The sequence below is a fragment of the Micromonospora gifhornensis genome (assembly GCF_016863515.1).
Taxonomy (GTDB): Bacteria; Actinomycetota; Actinomycetes; order Mycobacteriales; family Micromonosporaceae; genus Micromonospora; species Micromonospora gifhornensis.
Window position 1 is genome coordinate 298,841 of record NZ_BOPA01000010.1, and the last position, 17,703, is coordinate 316,543.

Annotated in this window: 18 protein-coding genes; 14 read left to right on the forward strand and 4 right to left on the reverse strand. The window is 72.3% G+C overall.

Going from position 1 to position 17,703, the window contains the following annotated elements; all coding sequences use genetic code 11:
• Positions 1 to 17 precede the first annotated feature (17 nt).
• From Vgi01_RS05925 to Vgi01_RS05955, 7 genes are all read left to right on the forward strand, one after another.
• Complete coding sequence (locus Vgi01_RS05925; RefSeq protein WP_204290378.1) at positions 18 to 1,415, forward strand: efflux RND transporter periplasmic adaptor subunit; 1,398 nt, start codon at positions 18 to 20, stop codon at positions 1,413 to 1,415.
• Positions 1,412 to 2,251 (forward strand): ABC transporter ATP-binding protein, encoded by an 840-nt coding sequence (locus tag Vgi01_RS05930; protein WP_204290379.1) that lies wholly within the window; start codon positions 1,412 to 1,414, stop codon positions 2,249 to 2,251. The genes Vgi01_RS05925 and Vgi01_RS05930 overlap by 4 nt, the downstream gene beginning before the upstream one ends.
• The gene (locus Vgi01_RS05935; protein ID WP_013736083.1) at positions 2,248 to 3,432 is read left to right on the forward strand and encodes an ABC transporter permease; all 1,185 of its coding nucleotides are present in this window, start codon (positions 2,248 to 2,250) and stop codon (positions 3,430 to 3,432) included. Before Vgi01_RS05930 ends, Vgi01_RS05935 begins: the two co-directional genes overlap by 4 nt.
• A 228-nt stretch (positions 3,433 to 3,660) precedes the next feature.
• The gene (locus Vgi01_RS05940; RefSeq protein ID WP_013736082.1) at positions 3,661 to 3,870 is read left to right on the forward strand and encodes a helix-turn-helix domain-containing protein; all 210 of its coding nucleotides are present in this window, start codon (positions 3,661 to 3,663) and stop codon (positions 3,868 to 3,870) included.
• A 222-nt stretch (positions 3,871 to 4,092) separates the two neighbouring features.
• Positions 4,093 to 4,194: a 30S ribosomal protein bS22 gene (locus Vgi01_RS05945; RefSeq protein WP_007465623.1), complete on the forward strand. Its 102-nt coding sequence runs from the start codon at positions 4,093 to 4,095 to the stop codon at positions 4,192 to 4,194.
• 117 nt (positions 4,195 to 4,311) lie between these two features.
• Positions 4,312 to 5,385: an NAD-dependent epimerase/dehydratase family protein gene (locus Vgi01_RS05950; protein ID WP_204290380.1), complete on the forward strand. Its 1,074-nt coding sequence runs from the start codon at positions 4,312 to 4,314 to the stop codon at positions 5,383 to 5,385.
• Complete coding sequence (locus tag Vgi01_RS05955; protein ID WP_239088811.1) at positions 5,382 to 6,389, forward strand: lysophospholipid acyltransferase family protein; 1,008 nt, start codon at positions 5,382 to 5,384, stop codon at positions 6,387 to 6,389. Before Vgi01_RS05950 ends, Vgi01_RS05955 begins: the two co-directional genes overlap by 4 nt.
• A 35-nt stretch (positions 6,390 to 6,424) precedes the next feature.
• On the opposite strand, the gene Vgi01_RS05960 is transcribed toward Vgi01_RS05955, so the two are convergent.
• The 4 genes from Vgi01_RS05960 to Vgi01_RS05975 all read right to left on the reverse strand — a co-directional run bounded on the left by Vgi01_RS05960 (position 6,425) and on the right by Vgi01_RS05975 (position 9,632).
• Complete coding sequence (locus Vgi01_RS05960; protein ID WP_204290381.1) at positions 6,425 to 7,324, reverse strand: HAD family hydrolase; 900 nt, start codon at positions 7,322 to 7,324, stop codon at positions 6,425 to 6,427.
• A gap of 96 nt (positions 7,325 to 7,420) precedes the next feature.
• On the reverse strand, positions 7,421 to 8,272 hold the full coding sequence (locus Vgi01_RS05965) for a DUF5667 domain-containing protein (protein ID WP_204290382.1): 852 nt from the start codon (positions 8,270 to 8,272) through the stop codon (positions 7,421 to 7,423).
• Between the two features lie 269 nt (positions 8,273 to 8,541).
• The gene (locus Vgi01_RS05970; protein WP_204290383.1) at positions 8,542 to 9,489 is read right to left on the reverse strand and encodes an ECF subfamily RNA polymerase sigma factor, BldN family; all 948 of its coding nucleotides are present in this window, start codon (positions 9,487 to 9,489) and stop codon (positions 8,542 to 8,544) included.
• Positions 9,486 to 9,632: a hypothetical protein gene (locus Vgi01_RS05975; protein ID WP_158244895.1), complete on the reverse strand. Its 147-nt coding sequence runs from the start codon at positions 9,630 to 9,632 to the stop codon at positions 9,486 to 9,488. Before Vgi01_RS05975 ends, Vgi01_RS05970 begins: the two co-directional genes overlap by 4 nt.
• Positions 9,633 to 10,061: 429 nt before the next feature.
• On the opposite strand from Vgi01_RS05975, the gene Vgi01_RS05980 reads away from it, so the two are divergent.
• The 7 genes from Vgi01_RS05980 (at position 10,062) to Vgi01_RS06010 (ending at position 17,686) form a co-directional block, all read left to right on the forward strand.
• Complete coding sequence (locus Vgi01_RS05980; protein ID WP_204290384.1) at positions 10,062 to 11,720, forward strand: AMP-binding protein; 1,659 nt, start codon at positions 10,062 to 10,064, stop codon at positions 11,718 to 11,720.
• Positions 11,713 to 11,964 (forward strand): glutaredoxin family protein, encoded by a 252-nt coding sequence (locus Vgi01_RS05985; protein WP_102658147.1) that lies wholly within the window; start codon positions 11,713 to 11,715, stop codon positions 11,962 to 11,964. The genes Vgi01_RS05980 and Vgi01_RS05985 overlap by 8 nt, the downstream gene beginning before the upstream one ends.
• 51 nt (positions 11,965 to 12,015) lie before the next feature.
• Positions 12,016 to 12,678 (forward strand): HAD family hydrolase, encoded by a 663-nt coding sequence (locus Vgi01_RS05990; protein ID WP_102658146.1) that lies wholly within the window; start codon positions 12,016 to 12,018, stop codon positions 12,676 to 12,678.
• 328 nt (positions 12,679 to 13,006) lie between these two features.
• The gene (locus Vgi01_RS05995) at positions 13,007 to 13,777 is read left to right on the forward strand and encodes a redox-sensing transcriptional repressor Rex (protein ID WP_013736074.1); all 771 of its coding nucleotides are present in this window, start codon (positions 13,007 to 13,009) and stop codon (positions 13,775 to 13,777) included.
• On the forward strand, positions 13,774 to 15,102 hold the full coding sequence (locus Vgi01_RS06000; protein WP_102658145.1) for a glutamyl-tRNA reductase: 1,329 nt from the start codon (positions 13,774 to 13,776) through the stop codon (positions 15,100 to 15,102). The genes Vgi01_RS05995 and Vgi01_RS06000 overlap by 4 nt, the downstream gene beginning before the upstream one ends.
• A complete protein-coding gene (hemC, locus tag Vgi01_RS06005; protein ID WP_102658144.1) occupies positions 15,099 to 16,109 on the forward strand; it encodes a hydroxymethylbilane synthase in 1,011 nt (336 codons plus the stop codon). Before Vgi01_RS06000 ends, hemC begins: the two co-directional genes overlap by 4 nt.
• Positions 16,106 to 17,686: a bifunctional uroporphyrinogen-III C-methyltransferase/uroporphyrinogen-III synthase gene (locus Vgi01_RS06010; protein WP_102658143.1), complete on the forward strand. Its 1,581-nt coding sequence runs from the start codon at positions 16,106 to 16,108 to the stop codon at positions 17,684 to 17,686. Before hemC ends, Vgi01_RS06010 begins: the two co-directional genes overlap by 4 nt.
• Positions 17,687 to 17,703: the final 17 nt, after the last annotated feature.

The window sequence follows — 17,703 nt, forward strand, 5'->3', positions numbered from 1 at the left end:
CGACGTAGCCTCGTAGCATGTGTCGGGTGCGCCGCCCCGACCCGCCGCGGCTGCCCTCAGCCACGCGGCCCCGCCTGTTCACCGCCCTGCTCGCCGTCGCCGTCCTGACTCTCACGAGCGCCGCCTCCTGCGGCAGTGACGAGCCGCCGATCGCGCTGGCCTCGGCCGTGCTGGCACCGGTGACGGAGGAGATCGACGCCCCGGCCACGGTCGTCGCCCGGGCAGCGGCCACGCTCACCGCCCCTGCCGACGGGACGCTGCGCAGCCTCCGCGTCGAGCCGGGGCAGCAGGTCAAGCGTGGCCAGGTGCTTGCCGTGGTCGATTCGCCGTCGGCGCGGGAGCGGCTGCGGCAGGCCCGCGCGGCGCTCGACGCCGCCAAGCGGGCGGGCGGTGGTGGCGGTGGCAACCTCACCGGTTCGCTGCGGGGCACCGACCGGGCCGCCGCGCAGGCGCACGCCGCCGCGCGCGCCGCCGCCGGGAAGATCAGCGATCCGAAGCTGCGCAAGGCACTGCTCGCCCAGGTCGAGTCCGCGCAGCGGCAGTACGACGCCGCCGCGCGCGCCGCCGACCGCGCGGTACGCGAGGTGCAGAGCGGCGTACGCAGCCTGAACTCCGCCGTCGGCGCGTTGGCCACCGCCCAACGCCTCCAGGCACAGCAGGCGTACGACCTGGCAAAGGCGACGGTCGACGCGCTGACCCTGCGGGCACCGATCGCCGGTGTCGTGCAGCCGGGCGGCGTCAGCAGCGGTGCCGGCTCGACGGGTGCGCTGGCCGGGCTGCTCGACGCCGCCGGTGGTGGCCTGCCGCCCGGGATCGACCCGGGCGCGCTCGGCGCCCCGGCAGCCGGCCCGCCCGCCGGGGTGGACACGGCGGTCCCGGTGGGTGGCCGGGTCACCGCCGGCACCCCCGTGCTGACCGTGGTCGACACCCGTGAGCTGGGCCTGCTGGCCGAGGTGGACGAGACCGACGTGCTGCTGGTCCAGGTCGGACTCACCGGCACCGTCGAGTTGGACGCGGTCACCGGCGCGAGCTACCCGGCGACGGTCCGCTCGATCGACGTGCTGCCCAGCACCTCGGCCCGAGGCGGCGTCAGCTACCGGGTCCGGCTCTCGCTCGGCGCAGGCCGGTACGGCGAGGCGGAATCGGCACCGGCGCCGCGACCCGGCATGAACGCGGTGCTGCGGCTGCGGGTCCGCGAGGCGAGCGACGCGGTGACCGTACCCGCCTCCGCGATCTTCTCCGCCGACGGACGGGACACCGTCTGGGTGGTACGCGACGGTCGGGTGGGGCGAGCCTCGGTCACCGTCGGCGTGCAGGGCCAGGATCTGGTGCAGATCGTCGACGGGGTACAGCCCGGTGACCGGGTGGTGGTACGCGGCACCGACCAGGTGCGCGACGGCCAGGAGGTCGGGTGAGCCCCGCCATCGAGGCGGTCGACGTGTCGCGGACGTACCAACTCGACGGGGTCTCCGTACCGGCGCTGCGGGGTGTGTCGTTGACCGTCGCGGCCGGTGACTACGTGGCCCTGATCGGGCCGTCCGGCTCCGGCAAGTCCACCCTCATGCACCTGCTCGGCGGTCTCGACCGGCCGACCGGCGGCCGGTTGGTGATCGGTGGCCGGGAGGTGGGCGCGCTCTCCGCGCCCGAGCTGGCCCGACTGCGCAACGAGACCATCGGCTTCGTCTTCCAGGCGTTCCATCTGCTGCCGCGGACCACGGCGGTGGACAACGTGGCGCTGCCGCTGGTGTACCGGGGTGTGGGCGCCCGCCAGCGGCGGGAACGGGCCGCCGCGATGCTCGGCCGGGTCGGCCTGGGGCACCGCCTGGACCACCGGCCCAACCAGCTCTCCGGCGGCGAGCAGCAGCGGGTGGCGATCGCCCGCGCCCTGGTCACCGACCCGACCGTGCTGCTCGCCGACGAGCCGACCGGCAACCTGGACAGCACCACCGGCGCGGCCGTGCTGGAGCTGCTGGAACGGCTCAACGCCGAGTCGGGGGTGGCGCTGGTGATGGTCACCCACGACGCGGAGGTGGCTGCCCGGGCCCGCCGCCGGATCACCATGCGCGACGGAATCGTCGTCGCGGACACCGCCCAGGACCCGCTCACCGGCAGCGCCGGCTCCGACGAACCCGGCATGGGTGGACTCGGCACGGCCCGTGCGGGCGGACTCGGCACGGCCCGTGCGGGTGGACTCGGCACGGCCGGTGCGAGTGGGCCTGGCGTGGCCGGTGCGGGTGGGGGCGGGTCGTGAGGCTGGCCGAGGCGTGGCGGGTGGCGGCGGACGCGCTGCGCGCCAACCGGATGCGCAGCCTGCTGACCATGCTCGGGGTGATCATCGGGGTCGCCTCCGTGGTGCTGCTGGTGGCGATCGGCACCGGCACCAAACAGACGGTCGAGCAGCAGGTCGAAGGGTTGGGCTCCAACCTGTTGCTGGTCGTGCCGGGCCGGCTGGACGTGGGCTCGGCCCCGGCGGTCTCCCCGCTGACTCTGCAGGACGTGGACGCCGTCGGCCGGGTGGTCGGTGATCCCGCCCGGGTCGCCGTGACGGTCGCCTCGGGTGCGACGGTCCGGGCCGGCAACCGTCAGGACTTCACCACCGTGCAGGGGGTGCTGGAGACCACCCCGACGGTCTTCGCCCGCGACCTGGGCCGGGGCCGTTACCTGACCCGCTCCGACGTGGACACCGGCCGCCGGGTCGCCGTGCTGGGCGACTCGGTCGCCCGGGTCCTGTTCCCCGACCGGGAGGCCGTCGGTCAGCAGGTGAACGTCGCCGGGGTGCGGTTCCGGGTGATCGGTGTGTTCACCCCGCTCGGGCAGAGCCTCGGCGTCGACCGGGACGACGAGGTGCACATCCCGGTGACCGCGGCGCAGCGGCTGTACGGCACCCAGCGGGTGGACGCGATCGCGGTCCGGGCACCGGATCGGGACCGGATCGACGAACTCGGCCAGCGGATCGTCACCGAGTTGAACGGTCGCCACCCGGGCACCGAGTTCAGCGCCGTCACCCAGGAGCAGATCCTCGGCGTACTGGGCGACATCCTCGGCATCCTGACCGGGGTCCTGGCCGCCATCGCCGGCATCTCGCTGCTGGTCGGCGGGGTGGGCGTCTCCAACATCATGCTCGTCTCGGTGCGCGAACGGACCAGGGAGATCGGGCTGCGCAAGGCGGTCGGGGCCCGCCCCCGGGACATCGGCGTGCAGTTCCTGCTGGAGGCGGTGCTGCTCACCTCGATCGGCGGGCTGACCGGGATGGCTCTCGGGGTGGGCGGCGCACTGCTGGTGGCCGCGGTGTCACCCATCCCGGCGGCGGTGACCTGGTGGTCGTTGGCGCTGGCGTTCGGCGTCTCGGCAGCGGTGGGGATCATCTTCGGGGTGGTACCCGCCCAGCGGGCCGGTCGGCTCGACCCGGTGGTCGCGTTGCGGGCCGAGTGACGTCGTCGGCACAGGTGGCCGAAGATGATCATTGCGGGCGATTCGGCTTCAGGCCACCCGACCAGGGGTTTTTCGTCGGCGACTCGGTTCCGCATCGTGATCAGTTGCAGGAAGGGATCGCGCCGGTCACAGCCGTCCCGCTACCGTACTGGTAACACGCGCGTCGCCGGCCGCGCGGGAGAACCCGTGGGGCGGCACGCGCAGGGCATGGGATGGGTCGGGTGAGCCATGGCCGGGTCACCGTCCGACGGTCGGCTGTCGGATGTCAAGTTCCTGACCGTCGCCGAGGTGGCGACCGTCATGCGGGTGTCGAAGATGACGGTTTACCGCCTCGTGCACAGTGGTGAGCTGGCCGCTGTGCGGGTCGGCAGGTCGTTCCGGGTGCCGGAGCACGCGGTGCACGAATACCTCCGTGGGGCCTTCCAGGAGACTGCCTGATCCGCGTGTCAGGCCGCCCGGACAGGCCCGCCTGACGGGCATCGACCGGGGGCGCGTTGGCCCGGTTGACGCGGTCCCGCTACGCTGGAGCGTGATCGTGACCGCTGGTGCGCCCTGCCGCCCACCCCGCCGGTCCGGTCCGTTGTCCGTAAGCGGTCGCCGACGTCACCGGTTCGTGGCGTCTTGCCGGTCGCGCCGCATGTTGCATCGAAAGGCTTTCGTATGGGCTCGGTGGTCAAGAAGCGCCGCAAGCGCATGGCTAAGAAGAAGCACCGCAAGCTGCTGCGCAAGACCCGCGTCCAGCGTCGCCGTCTCGGCAAGTGATTGATGCCGGGCGCTGACCCGGCATTCGTCGCTTGCCAACTGTCGACCCTCGGAGGCTCAGGTGATCAGGCCGTGGCTGTCCCGGCTCGGTCCCGACCGCCGGGGTGGGTGCGAGACATGACCCCCGGTGACTCGTCGAGTCACCCGGGGGTTGTCGTCGTCACCGGGGTCAGCCGATACCTCGGTGCCCACGTTGCCGCCCGGTTGGTCACCGATCCCCGCATCGAGCGGGTCATCGGCATCGACCTGCGCGAGCCGAGCCCGGAGGTCGCCGGCCTGCTGGGCCAGGTCGAACGCATCCGTGTCGACGCCGGCTCGGTCGGCGGGCTGCTCGCCGACCTCGACGTCGACACGGTGGTGCACCTGGCCCTGGCCAGCGCCCCGGATCAGCAGCAGGGTGGCCGGGCGGCGATGAAGGAACAGAACGTCATCGGCACCATGCAGATGCTCGCCGCCTGCCAGCGGGCACCTCGGCTGCGCAAGCTCGTGGTCCGGTCCTCGACCGCGGCGTACGGGGCCTCGTTCCGGGATCCGGCCGTCTTCACCGAGGAGACCGAGCCGCGTGAGGTGCCGCGCGGCGGCTTCGGGCGGGACATCCTCGACATCGAGGGGTATGTCCGGGGCTTCCGACGGCGGCGACCCGACGTCACGGCGACGGTGCTGCGGTTCGCCCCGTTCATCGGGTCGACGGCCGACACCACGCTGACCCGCTACTTCTCGCTGCCGGTGGTGCCGACCATCCTCGGCCGCGACGCCCGGTTGCAGTTCCTGCACTTCGACGACGCGCTGGAGGTCGTACACCGCTCGGTCACCGAGGACCATCCGGGGACGTACAACGTCGCCGGGCCCGGGGTGCTGGCGCTGTCGCAGGCCATCCGTCGGGCCGGCCGGCTGGCCGTGCCGATGCTGGAGCCGGGGCTGTCGGGTGCCGCGGCGCTCGCCCGGACCATGGGACTCGGTCGCTACGGCCTCGACCAGGTCGACCTGCTCGTGCACGGCCGGGTGGTGGACACCACCCGCCTGGAGCGCGAGTACGGCTTCACGCCCCGATCCACGGCCGCCGCCTTCGACGACTTCATCCGCGCCCACCACGGCCGGTCCGTGGTGACGCGCGAGCAACTGGCCGCCGCCGAGCAGCTCGTGCTCGACCAGATCCGCCGGGTGCGCGCGGCTGTGCGGGAGCAGCCGTGAACGAGCCGGAGATGCGACGTGACGAGATGCGCCCCGACAACGGGCAGGTGGCGCGACAGCAGCCCGACCCGGCTCGGCACAACGGGCGGCGACCCACGGCAGCAGCGGATCGGCCCGTTCTGCCCGCCGAGCCGCATCCGCCGGCAGTGCCGGACCGGCCCGGCGACGTCTGGGATCAGCGGATCGCCGGTGGGTTGGCGTTTCTTCGCCGCAGGCTTGCCGGCGACTACGAGGTGGACGAGTTCGGCTTCGACCCGGAGCTGACCGAGGCGGTGTTCCATCCGCTGCTGCGCCGGCTCTACCGGGACTGGTTCCGTACCGAGGTGACCGGGCTGGAGAATGTGCCCACCGACGGTGCGGGACTGGTGGTCGGCAACCACTCCGGCACCGTGGCCCTGGACGCACTGATCCTCTCCACCGCCCTGCACCACGAACACCCCGCTCGGCGGTACCTGCGGCTGCTCGGTGCCGACCTCGTCTTCCGGATGCCGGTGGTCTCCGAGATCGCCCGCAAGACCGGCGGCACCATGGCCTGCAACCCGGACGCCGAGCGGCTGTTGCGCGGCGGCGAACTGGTGGGTGTCTTCCCGGAAGGCTTCAAGGGCATCGGCAAGCTGTACGCGGAGCGTTACAAGCTGCAACGCTTCGGGCGCGGTGGCTTCGTCTCGGCGGCGCTGCGCACCGGCACCCCGATCATCCCGGTCGCCATCGTCGGTGGCGAGGAGATCTATCCGATGCTCGCCGACATCAAGCCGCTCGCCCGGCTGCTCAAGCTGCCCTACTTCCCGGTGACGCCGACCTTCCCCTGGCTCGGGCCGCTGGGCATGGTGCCGCTGCCGAGCAAGTGGCTGATCGAGTTCTGCCCGCCGATCCCGACGGCACACCTGGTCGACTCCGCGGACGACCCGCTTGTCGTGTTCAACCTCGCCGACCAGGTCCGCGAAACCATCCAGCAGACGCTGCACGAACTTCTCGAACGGCGTCCGGACCCGTTCGGTCCCTAGCCACCGGCCCGGCTCACCGGAGCGCCGACACCGCCTCAGCGGGTGGCGCGCCGTTCTGCGGCGGCCCGGTTGTCGCGGCGGCGACGCTGCAACGCCATGCCGGCGGTGACCGCCCCCGCCACCAGCCCGGCAGCGGCCGTGGACGGTACGGCGATCTTGACGGCGCGACGGCCGGTACGGAAGTCGCGTACCTCCCAGCCGTGCTGGCGTGCCTGACGCAGCAGGGCGGCATCCGGATTCACCGCCACCGCCCGGCCCACTGCCGACAGCATCGGCAGGTCGTTCGCGGAGTCGCTGTAGGCGCTGCACCGACCCAGGTCCAACCCCTCCACCGCGGCGAGCGAGGTGATCGCCTCGGCCTTGGCCGGCCCGTGCATGAGGTCACCGACCAACCGACCGGTGTACGCCCCGTCGACGACCTCGGCGACGGTGCCGATCGCACCGGTCAGCTTCAGTCGAGCGGCGATCACCCGGCCGATCTCCACCGGGGCGGCGCTGACCAGCCAGACCCGCTCACCGGCGTCGAGGTGGCCCTGCGCCAGCCGTCTCGTTCCCGCCCAGATCCGCGGCGCCATCAACTCGTCGAAGATCTCCTCCGCGAGGATTTCGATGTCGTCGACGCGCCAGCCCTCGATGAAGGCGAGGGCGGCCTCCTTGGCCTGCGACATGTCCCCGGTGTGCTCGCGGGCGAGCAGCCGGTAGCGCAGCTGTTGCCAGGCGAACCGGGCCAGGTCGGTGGTGGTGAAGTAGTTGCGTGCGGCGAGGCCGCGAGCGAACCAGTAGATGGAGGCGCCCTGCATCATCGTGTTGTCCACGTCGAAGAAGGCGGCGGCCCGGGGATCCGGGGCGACCGGGGGAGCGGGCTCGGTCTGGGCCCAACCTGCGGTGTGCCCGTGCACGTCGGTACTGACGGTCACCTTCCGGCTGCGCGCCACCGACGCTCCCCTCACATCGCCCGCATTTCTGCTGCCCTCCGCGAGGGTAACCGCCGCCCGGCCCGCGAACCGGGCCGGTGGTCTGGTTACGCACCGTCAGGTGCAGGTGCCCGGCAGGGGGCCGAGGCTGTCGCTGGCGGAGCCGACCGGCTCGCCGCAGGCGATCGTGGTCCGCAGGGCGTCGGCCCGTTCGGTCACCGATGCCAGCAGCTTCAGCGATTGGGCGGTCCGCTCCCGGTCGGTGCGCGAGCCGCTGTCGCGCAGCGCGTCGAGAGCCCGGCGCTGCGGGACGAGGAAGGCGTCGACCGCGTCGAGCGCCGTCGGGTCGGAACGCTGCACCGCCGCTGCGGTCAGCAGGCGTACGCCCTGACGGGTGTCGGCGTCCATGTCGTCGAGCACCGCGCCGTAGCCGGAGCGGCTGCCGTGCAGCGCGGACGCTTCGGCCAGTCGGGTACGCGCGAAGTCGAGGAAGAGCTGCCCGCGGCTGATCTCGGAGCTGGCGAGCGCGAGCTGGGCCCGTTCGGTACCGCGCTTCATCCCGTACAGCGCGTCACCGGGAACCGCGTTCTCGCTGGCGGCCGAGATGCCGGAGACGGCGATGGCACCCGCGGCGATGCCGACCAGGATGGCGCCCCGAGCACGGGCCCGGCGCGCGGTGACGGCCGGTAGCAGGGCGCCTCGGCTGGTGCCGACCTTCTCGGTCGAGGCGGGGGCTGCGATGCCCTCGCGCTCGGCGGTGGCCAGCAACATGGCCCGCAGGCCGGTCCGGAACTCCGCATCCACCTTCGGCGCGGGCGCGTTGGCAGTCAACTGCCGGCTGAGCCCGACCAGCGGCGTGAGCTGGTCGTCGACTCGGGAGCGGACGTGATGGCGTCGGCCACCGTTCGCTTCGTCCAGAAGCTGCGCGAAGCGCTCGGCGCGCCGACGGGAGAAGAGGGCGTTGTCCACCGCGGCACCTCCTCTCGCTGGGCGCGGCCGGTCGGCCGCGATCACCGCCAGCGACCGATGACCGCAGAACGCGAGGCGGACGCCGTTGGCGTCGTTGCCCGTCGTCCGTAGCCCGGGGCCGGGCTGTCGCCGGTCGCACCCGGAGAAACGCGCCGTGCCGGGATCGGGTTACGGGCCTGCCGGAGTCGGAAATCACGCAAAGTGATCGCTGTGACTACCCGGCCAGGGCGCGCAGTTGCCGACGACGACCGTACGGACGGCGTCGAGAACTACGCCTGGAAACCGTCGGGCAGCAGCCGGGCCAGGGCGCGGACCGCCCGGTACTGGAGGGCCTTGATCGCGCCTTCGTTCTTGCCCATCGCCCGCGCGGTCTCGGCCACCGAGAAGCCTTGGAGAAAGCGGAGCACGATGCACTCCTGCTGCTCGGGGTTGAGGCGTTTGACGGCGGTCAGCAGTGCGACGTTCGTGATGTGTTCCACCACGGCCGCCTCCGGGCTGCCCTCCGGGCCGCGATCCTCGCGATCGGCGTCGAGCACGTCACCGGTGGTCACCTCCAGCCGGTAGCGACCCGACTTGAAATGGTCCGCGACCAGGTTGCGGGCGATGGTGACCAGCCAGGCGCCGAGGTCACGCCCCTGCCAGGTGAAGCTGCCGATGCGCTTGAGCGCCCGCAGGAACGTGTCGGAGGTGAGGTCCTCGGCGAGTTGCCGGTTGCCGACCCGGAAGTAGACGAAGCGGAACACGGTGTCGACGTAGCGGTCGTAGATCAGCCCGAACGCCTCGGCCTCGCCGGCCTGGGCGCGCTCGACCAGGGCCCAGACCTCGGTGGCCGGATCGGACGGATCCGGGCGGCTCGGGTAGCCGGTGGAGGTGTTGACCGGGGCGGTGACCGCGGGGATCACCGCCGTCTCGGCCGCCGGCACGTCGGTGACCGGCGTGTCGCCGCCGCTGCGTCGGGCCTGGGCCGGCATCGTCGGCCGGCTCGGCGTGGCGACCCCGCCGCCGGCCGGCATCGCGTTCGCGCCCGGCACCGCTGGTCGGTGTGGTGGCTCGTTCGGATGTGGTCGGTTACCGGCCCGCGTGCTGCTCTCACCTCGGTTGACCAGGTTGCCCGCCGCGTTCTGCTGGGCATGGGCGCCGCCGCGTTCGTTGACCGGGGTACGCGCCGCCGGACCGGTCAGGCCCGTCGGTCGGTGCGTGAAACCGAAGGTGGTCATCGGGACACCTCCGATTCGTCACTGGCGCATGCGCCGGCGGTGGCCGGGTGACCGGCCAGATCACCGCCGGGCAGGGCGGCTCCGGGGTGTGCCGGCGGGCGGCAGTTCCCCTTGAGGTGCTGGTCCAATGCGCTGACGGGCACGGGGGCCTCCTCGGGCTGAGGGGTGTCGACTCACGGCAAATGGGGTGAGCCGACCCGAGTGATGATAGGGCCAACGTCACCCGCGCGTGGCAAGTCCGTTACACAGGGCCGAAGTATTTCCCGACGTGTCGCACCGGTGCCGGACCGGTTGTCCGTCGAGTGTGGTTGACAATCGCCTGCACACCTGATCTGAGACAGATGGGCAGGTCAGATCGATGATGGTGATCGCTGCGAACATACCTCGCGAGTCCGGTCGCGGTCGACGGGCGTTCCCGCCCGGACAGTGTGGACCGGCGGCGATCCGTACCCACCGTGACGCTGCGTGGTCCTGTTGACGGGACTGGGCGCTGCGCGGGCACCGGGTCGTCGGCACCGGACCGGACCGCGAGGCATGGTCGGACGGGTCGGGCTGTGCCAGACTCAGCGTCCGTGCAGGACGTAGCCGATGGCACCGGGTCGACCCTCGCGGACCGTCTTCGTCGCGCGGCGGCGGTCCATCCGGGCAAGCCGGCGCTGTACTGGCAGGACCGGGCGATCACCTGGTCCGAACTGGACCACCGGGTCAGTGGATGCGCCCGGGGACTGATCGCAGCGGTCCCGGCCGGCGACGACCAGGGACGGCCGGCCCGGGTCGCGGTGGCGCTGCCCAACACTGCGGACTTCGTGGTCGGCCTGCTCGGCACGCTGCGGGCCGGCCTGACGGCGGTACCGGTAAACCCCGGTCTGACCGGCCGGGAGCTACGACATGTCCTGGCCGACTCGGGCGCCTCGGTGCTGATCGGCACCGAACGGGTCCGGGAACTGCTGACCGGAGCGGACCGACCGGCCCTCGACGCGGTGTACGCCGAGCCGCCGACCGCCGAAGGCCCGGACACCTTCCCAACCTGCCGCGCCGCCGACCTGGCGATGCTGCTCTACACCTCGGGTACCGAGGGATGGCCGAAGGGAGCGATGCTCTCGCACGGCGCGCTGGCGGCCAACCACGAACAGATCGGCCGGATCGAGCCGGCGGTGCTCGGCCCGGACGACACCGTACTGCTGGCGTTGCCGCTGTTCCACGCCTACGGGTTGAACACCGGGCTCGGCGCGGTGCTGCACCATGGCGCGACCGGGGTGCTCGTCGAGGATCCGGCCACCGACGCGGCCCTCGCCGAGATCGCCCGGCACCGGGTGACCGTGCTGGTCGGCGTACCGTCGATGGTGCAGGCCTGGTCCAGCGCGGACGCCGAGGCCCGGACGGCCGCGATGGCCGACGTGCGGGTGGTGGTCTGCGGCGCCGCGCCGCTGGAACCGGTGGACGCTGCCCGCTTCGCGGCCGCCACCGGGAAACCGGTGCACATCGGGTACGGCCTGACCGAGACCGCGCCGGTGCTCACCTCGACGCTTGTCGGCGGCACGCCGAAGGCCGGTTCGATCGGGCGGCCGCTGCCGGGAATCGAGCTGCGGTTGGTCGGCGCGGACGGCGACGAACTGTGGCGCGACGGGGTGGCCACGCCCGAGGACGACCCGGACGAGCTGGACCTCTCCGATCCCGCCGGCGGCACCGACCCCGGCCAGATCGTGGTACGCGGCCCGAACCTCTTCTCCGGATACTGGCCGGACGGTACGGGTGGGCCGGACGCGGCCGGCTGGTGGGCCACCGGCGACATCGCGTACGCCGACGCCGACGGTGATCTCTTCCTGGTGGACCGGCTCGGCGAGCTGATCCTGGTCAACGGGTTCAACGTGTACCCGCACGAGGTCGAGATGGTCCTCTCCGCCCATCCGGCGGTGGCGGAGTCGGCGGTAGTGGGAGTGCCGCACCCGCGTACCGGGGAGACTGTCCGGGCGTACGTGGTGCCGGCGCCGGGCAGCCAGGTGGCTGGCGTCGAACTGATCGCCCACTGCGCGCGTAACCTGGCGAGGTTCAAGTGCCCGACCGACGTCGAGCTTGTCGATGTGCTGCCGCGCTCGACGATCGGGAAGGTACGCAAGACGTTGCTCCGGCCCCGGCCGGAGGCACCGGAGCGGGCGCGGCCCGAGCCGCCACCCGAGTCCGGGACCGACCAGCCGGCACCACCCGGCACGACGGAGGAGACCGATGCGTGAGCCCCGCCTGATCCTGATCACCCGCCCCGGCTGTCACCTGTGCGAGGACGCCAAGGCGGCGCTCGACCGGGTGGTCGCGGTCACCGGCGACCGGTGGACCGAGCGGGACGTCAGCGGTGACATCGAGCTGGAGCGCGAGTACGGCGACCGGCTGCCGGTGGTGCTGCTCGACGGCAAGGAGCACGGCTACTGGCGGGTCGAGGAGGACCGGCTGCTGCGTGACCTGACCACGCCGCAGCTCTAGGGCGCTCCGCCGCGCGCCACCGGTGTCCGGCGTCGCCGATAGAGTGCGCCGATGACCCCTTCGAAACCCCATCTGGTCTGGGACTGGAACGGGACGCTGCTCGACGATCTGAGCCTGGTGGTGGCCTGCACGAACGCCGTGTTCACCCGCGAGGGCGGGCCGACGGTGACCGCGGAGGAGCACCGGGTCCGGTTCCGTCGGCCGATCGCCGACTATTACGCGGAAGTGCTCGGCCGGGCGGTGGACGACGAGGCGTTCGGCCGGCTCGACCGGATCTTCCATGACGCGTACCGGCTGGGTCTGACCAGTTGTGAGCTCGCCCACGACGCGGTGGACGCGATGGCGGCCTGGCCGGGCAGCCAGTCGTTGTTGTCCATGTGGTTCCACGACGAGTTGGTGCCGGCGATCCAGACGTACGGCCTGACCGGCCGATTCGCCAGGGTCGACGGGCTGCGGGCCTCGGTCGGCGGCGACCGCAAGGCCGAGTCGCTGGTCCGGCATCTGGCCGAGTTGGGCGTCGACGGCCGCTCGGTGGTGCTGATCGGCGATTCGTTGGACGACGCCGACGCGGCCCGCGCCGTCGGCGGTCGCGCCGTGCTCTATGCCGGCGGCTTCACCGACCGCGCCCGCCTGATCGCCTCCGGCCATCCGGTCGCCGAGACCCTCACCGAAGCGGTGACCCTCGCCACCACCCTCACCCAGCCGCAGCGGTGATCACGAAATCGTCGTATCGAGCATTAACGTCATGATCAACAAATTGGGATGGACCGATGGCGCGCGTGTGATTGGTCAGAGAAGTCGGAATTGAGCAATAATCGCGCGGGCGGTCCCAGGAAGTGGGCGCGCGTCGATCTTGTCGGACGGAGGGGCTGGTGGGGGCAGGGGGCGGTACCGCAAGATCGCGATTTGTGCACGTCTTCACAAGCGCCTACTCTGTAATTCCGACGCGCCCTGCTAGCACAGCCGGCAATTTCGGTCGCCAGCGGGAGTCCCGAACGGCCGGCCGGTGGAGTTGGTCAAGGATCGCACCGCACGGAGTCTCATGAGTCAGCACCGTCACCCTGGCACGCCCGGTCGCGCCGGTGGCGTCCCGGCGCTCCCGGACCTACCCGAGGCGACGGTGGCGCGGCTCCCCGAATACCTCCGTGCCCTGCACAACCTTGCCGAAACCGGTAACGAGACGGTGTCCAGCGAAGGGCTCGCCAACGCCGCCGGGGTCAACTCCGCGAAGCTCCGCAAGGACCTGTCCCACCTCGGCTCGTACGGCACCCGGGGCGTCGGCTACGACGTGGCGCTGTTGATAGAGCAGATCGAGTACGTGCTCGGGCTCACCCAACGTCGGGCGGTCGCCCTGGTCGGCGTGGGTAATCTCGGTCACGCCCTGGCCGGCTACGACGGCTTCGCCAGCCGTGGCTTCCGGATCGCCGCCCTGCTCGACGCCGACCCGGCCCGGGTCGGTGAGGAGATCCACGGGATGGTCGTGCGGCACGTCGACGAACTGCCCCAGGTGGCGGCCGAGGAGTCGATCGCGATCGGCGTCATCGCCACCCCCGCGTCGGCCGCCCAACGGGTCGCCGACCAACTCGTCGCCGTCGGCGTGACGAGCATCCTGAACTTCGCGCCCTGCGTACTCTCGGTTCCGGACGGAGTCGACGTACGCAAGGTCGACCTCGCCATCGAGCTGCAGATTCTGTCGTTCCACGAGCACCGTAAGGCATCCCTGACCGGGCTGCCCCGCACCGGCGGATCCGCCCTGACCGCCCTGCCCGGCGGTCTCGCGGTCACTGAGGGTCAGGAGGCGATCGGAACGTGAAACTCCTCGTCGTGGGTGCCTCCTACCGCACCGCGCCGGTCGCCACCCTGGAGCGGCTCGCGGTCGCCCCGGAGAGCCTCACCCGCATCCTGAACCGCCTGGTCGCGCAGCCGTACGTCAGCGAGGCCGCGCTGGTTTCCACCTGCAACCGGGTGGAGGTCTACGCGGCAGTCTCCGGTTTCCACGGCGGCCTCGGCGACATCTGCGCCGTCCTCGCCGAGCAGGCCGACTGCCAGCCGTCCGCGCTGGCCAACAACCTCTACGTGCATTTCGACTCCGCCGCGGTCGACCACGTCTTCCGGGTCGCCGCCGGTCTGGACTCGATGGTGATCGGCGAGGCGCAGATCCTCGGTCAGCTCCGGGACGCCTACCACGGGGCCACCGGCGCGGACACCACCGGCCGGCTGCTGCACGAGCTGATGCAGCAGGCGCTGCGGGTCGGCAAGCGGGCCCACTCCGAGACCGGCATCGACCGGGCCGGCCAGAGCGTGGTCACCGCGGCGCTGGGGCTGGCCGCGCGTCATCTCGGCGACGAACTCGCCGGTCGGCCCGCGCTCGTCGTGGGCGCCGGCGCGATGGGCTCGCTGGGCGTGGCGACGCTGTCCCGGCTCGGTGCCGGCCCGTTGACCGTGACGAACCGCAGCGCCGCGCGGGCGGTACGGCTGGCCGAGTCGTACGGCGCCGCCGCGCGACCGATGGCCGAGCTGGCCGACACGCTCTCCACAGTGGACATCGTAGTGGCCGCCACCGCGGCCAGTGAGCCGGTCCTCACCCGCGACGTCGTTGCCGGTGCGCTGGCCGGCCGGGACCCGGAGCGCGGACCGCTGGTCCTGCTCGACCTGGCCGTACCCCGCGACGTCGGGCCCGGCGTGGCCGAGCTGCCCGGCGTCGAGGTGATCGACATCGACCGGATGGCCGAGCTGCTCGCCGACGGCCCGGCCGCCGCCGACGCCGCCGCCGTCGAACGGATCGTGGCCGGCGAGGTGGAGTCCTTCCTCACCTGGCTGCGCGGCGCGGACGTGGCACCGACCGTGGCCGCCCTGCGGGGCCGGGCCGAGGACGTGGTCAGCGCCGAACTGCGCCGCCTCGCCCAGCGCCGTCCCGACCTCAGCGACGACCAGCGTGCCGAGGTGGCCCGCACCGTGCACCGGGTGGTCCAGCGGTTGCTGCACCAGCCGACCGTACGGGTCCGCCAACTCGCCGCCGAGCCCGGCGGCGACCAGTACGCCGCGCTGCTGCGCGAACTGTTCGACCTGGAGGTCCCGCAGACCTCCCAGGTGGACACGGTCCCCGACATCACCCCGACCATTGGAGGTGAACGATGAGCCAGCGGCAACCGAATGGCCCGCTGCGTCTCGGTACCCGGGGCAGCAAGCTGGCGATGGCCCAGTCCGGGCACGTCGCCGAGGCACTCACCGCCCGCACCGGACGCCCCGTCGAACTGGTCGAGGTGATCACCGCAGGCGACCGCTCCAACGCGCCGGTGCACCGACTCGGCGTGGGGGTGTTCGTCTCCGCGCTGCGTGACGCGCTTGTCGCCAGGGAGATCGACTTCGCGGTCCACTCGTACAAGGACCTGCCGACCGCGATGCCGGCCGGGCTGCACATCGCCGCGGTGCCCCCGCGCGAGGACCCGCGTGACGCGCTCGTCGCCCGCGACGACAGGACCCTGGCCGAACTCGCCCCCGGCGCGTCGGTCGGCACCGGCGCGCTGCGTCGGATCGCCCAACTGCACGCCCTGGGCATGCAACTGTCGGTCAGCCCCATCCGCGGCAACATCGACACCCGGCTGGCCCGGGTGCTCGGCCCGGACGCCGACCTGGACGCGATCGTCCTCGCCCGGGCCGGGCTGGCCAGAATCGGCCGGCTCGACGTCGTCACCGAGACGCTCGATCCGATGTTGATGCTGCCGGCACCCGCACAGGGCGCGCTGGCGGTGGAGTGCCGGGTCGACGACCCGGAGATGGTCGAACTGCTAGGTACGCTTGACCACGCAGCGTCACGCGCCACGGTCACCGCGGAGCGGGCGATGCTCGCCACCCTGGAGGCCGGATGCTCCGCTCCGGTCGCCGCCTATGCCGTCGTCGCCGAAGGCGAGCCAACCGGCTCCGGTGTCGAAGGTGATGTTGTCCAGGAGATCTACCTGCGCGGGGCGGTGATCAGTCCGGACGGCAGTCGCGACATCCGGCTGTCCCGCACCGGAACGCTCGCCGATGCGGCGGAGATCGGTAAGGCGCTCGCCACCGAACTCCTCGACCTCGGCGCCGACTCGATCCTCGGCCCGCAAGGACACAACGGCCCGGGGACCCAGCAATTTGGGAGCACAGAATGACCCGCACCCGTAAGCCCGTAGGCCGCATCGCGTTCGTCGGGGCTGGACCCGGCGACCCGGGCCTGCTGACCCGCCGGGCGCACGACGCCCTGGTCGACGCCGATCAGGTGGTGTACGACCGGGGAGTCCCCGAGTCGTTGCTCGACGTCGTCCGGGCCGAGGCCAAGGCCGAGACCGAGTTCACCCCGGCCGAAGGCGTGCCGGGCGATGTGGCGAAGGTGCTCATCTCGGCGGCCCGCGCCGGGCAGAACGCGGTGCACCTGGTGGCGGGCGACCCGTTCGGCCACGACTCGGTGGTCAAGGAGGTGCAGGCGGTGGCGCGTACCGCCGCGCACTTCGAGGTGGTGCCGGGCGTCAGCCAGGCCGAGGGTGTGGCCACCTACGCCGGTGTGCCACTGCCCGGCGTACGCACCACCGCCGATGTCGAGGACGTCAGCACCCTGGACTTCGACGCGCTGGCCGCGGCGGTGCAGCGCGGCTCGCTGGCGCTCGCTGTGGACGCCGGTGACCTGGCCGCGATCCGCGACGGTCTGCTCGCCGCCGGGGTGGACGGCGGGACCGCCGTCGGAGTCACCGGTGACGGCACGGGCGAGACGCAGTACACCACCACGTCGAGCGTGGACTCCTTCGTCGCGGCGGCACTCGGCTTCACCGGCCGGGTGGTGCTGACCGTCGGTGAGGGCGTGAGCCACCGGGACAAGCTCAGCTGGTGGGAGAACCGCCCGCTGTACGGCTGGAAGGTGCTGGTCCCCCGGACCAAGGAGCAGGCCGGGGTGATGAGTGCCCGGCTGCGCGCGTACGGTGCGATCCCGTGCGAGGTGCCGACCATCGCGGTCGAGCCGCCGCGCACCCCCGCCCAGATGGAGCGGGCGGTCAAGGGCCTGGTCGACGGCCGGTACGCCTGGGTGATCTTCACCTCCGTCAACGCGGTCCGCGCGGTCTGGGAGAAGTTCGCCGAGCACGGCCTCGACGCCCGGCACTTCGGCGGCGTGAAGATCGCCTGTATCGGTGACGCCACCGCCGAGGCGGTCCGCGACTTCGGCATCCAGCCGGAACTGATCCCCTCCGGGGAGCAGTCCTCCGAGGGGCTGCTGGCCGAGTTCTCCCCGCACGACGAGGTGCTCGACCCGGTCGGCCGGGTGCTGCTGCCGCGCGCCGACATCGCCACCGAGACCCTCGCCGCCGGGCTGACCGAGCGCGGCTGGGAGGTCGACGACGTGACCGCCTACCGTACGGTCCGGGCCGCGCCGCCGCCCGCCGAGATCCGGGACGCGATCAAGTCCGGTGGGTTCGACGCTGTGCTCTTCACGTCAAGCTCCACGGTGCGCAATCTCGTCGGTATCGCCGGCAAGCCGCACGCGCGTACCGTTGTCGCCGTGATCGGGCCCAAGACCGCGGAGACCGCGACGGAGTTCGGCCTGCGGGTCGACGTCCAGCCGCCGCACGCCTCGGTGCCCGACCTGGTGGAGGCGCTCGCCGGCTACGCCGTCGAGCTGCGGGAGAAGCTCGCCGCGATGCCGGCGAAGCAGCGCCGTGGCTCGAAGGTGCAGGGGCCGACCGCGCTGAGGTTCCGGTAACCGCTAGGGAGACTCAC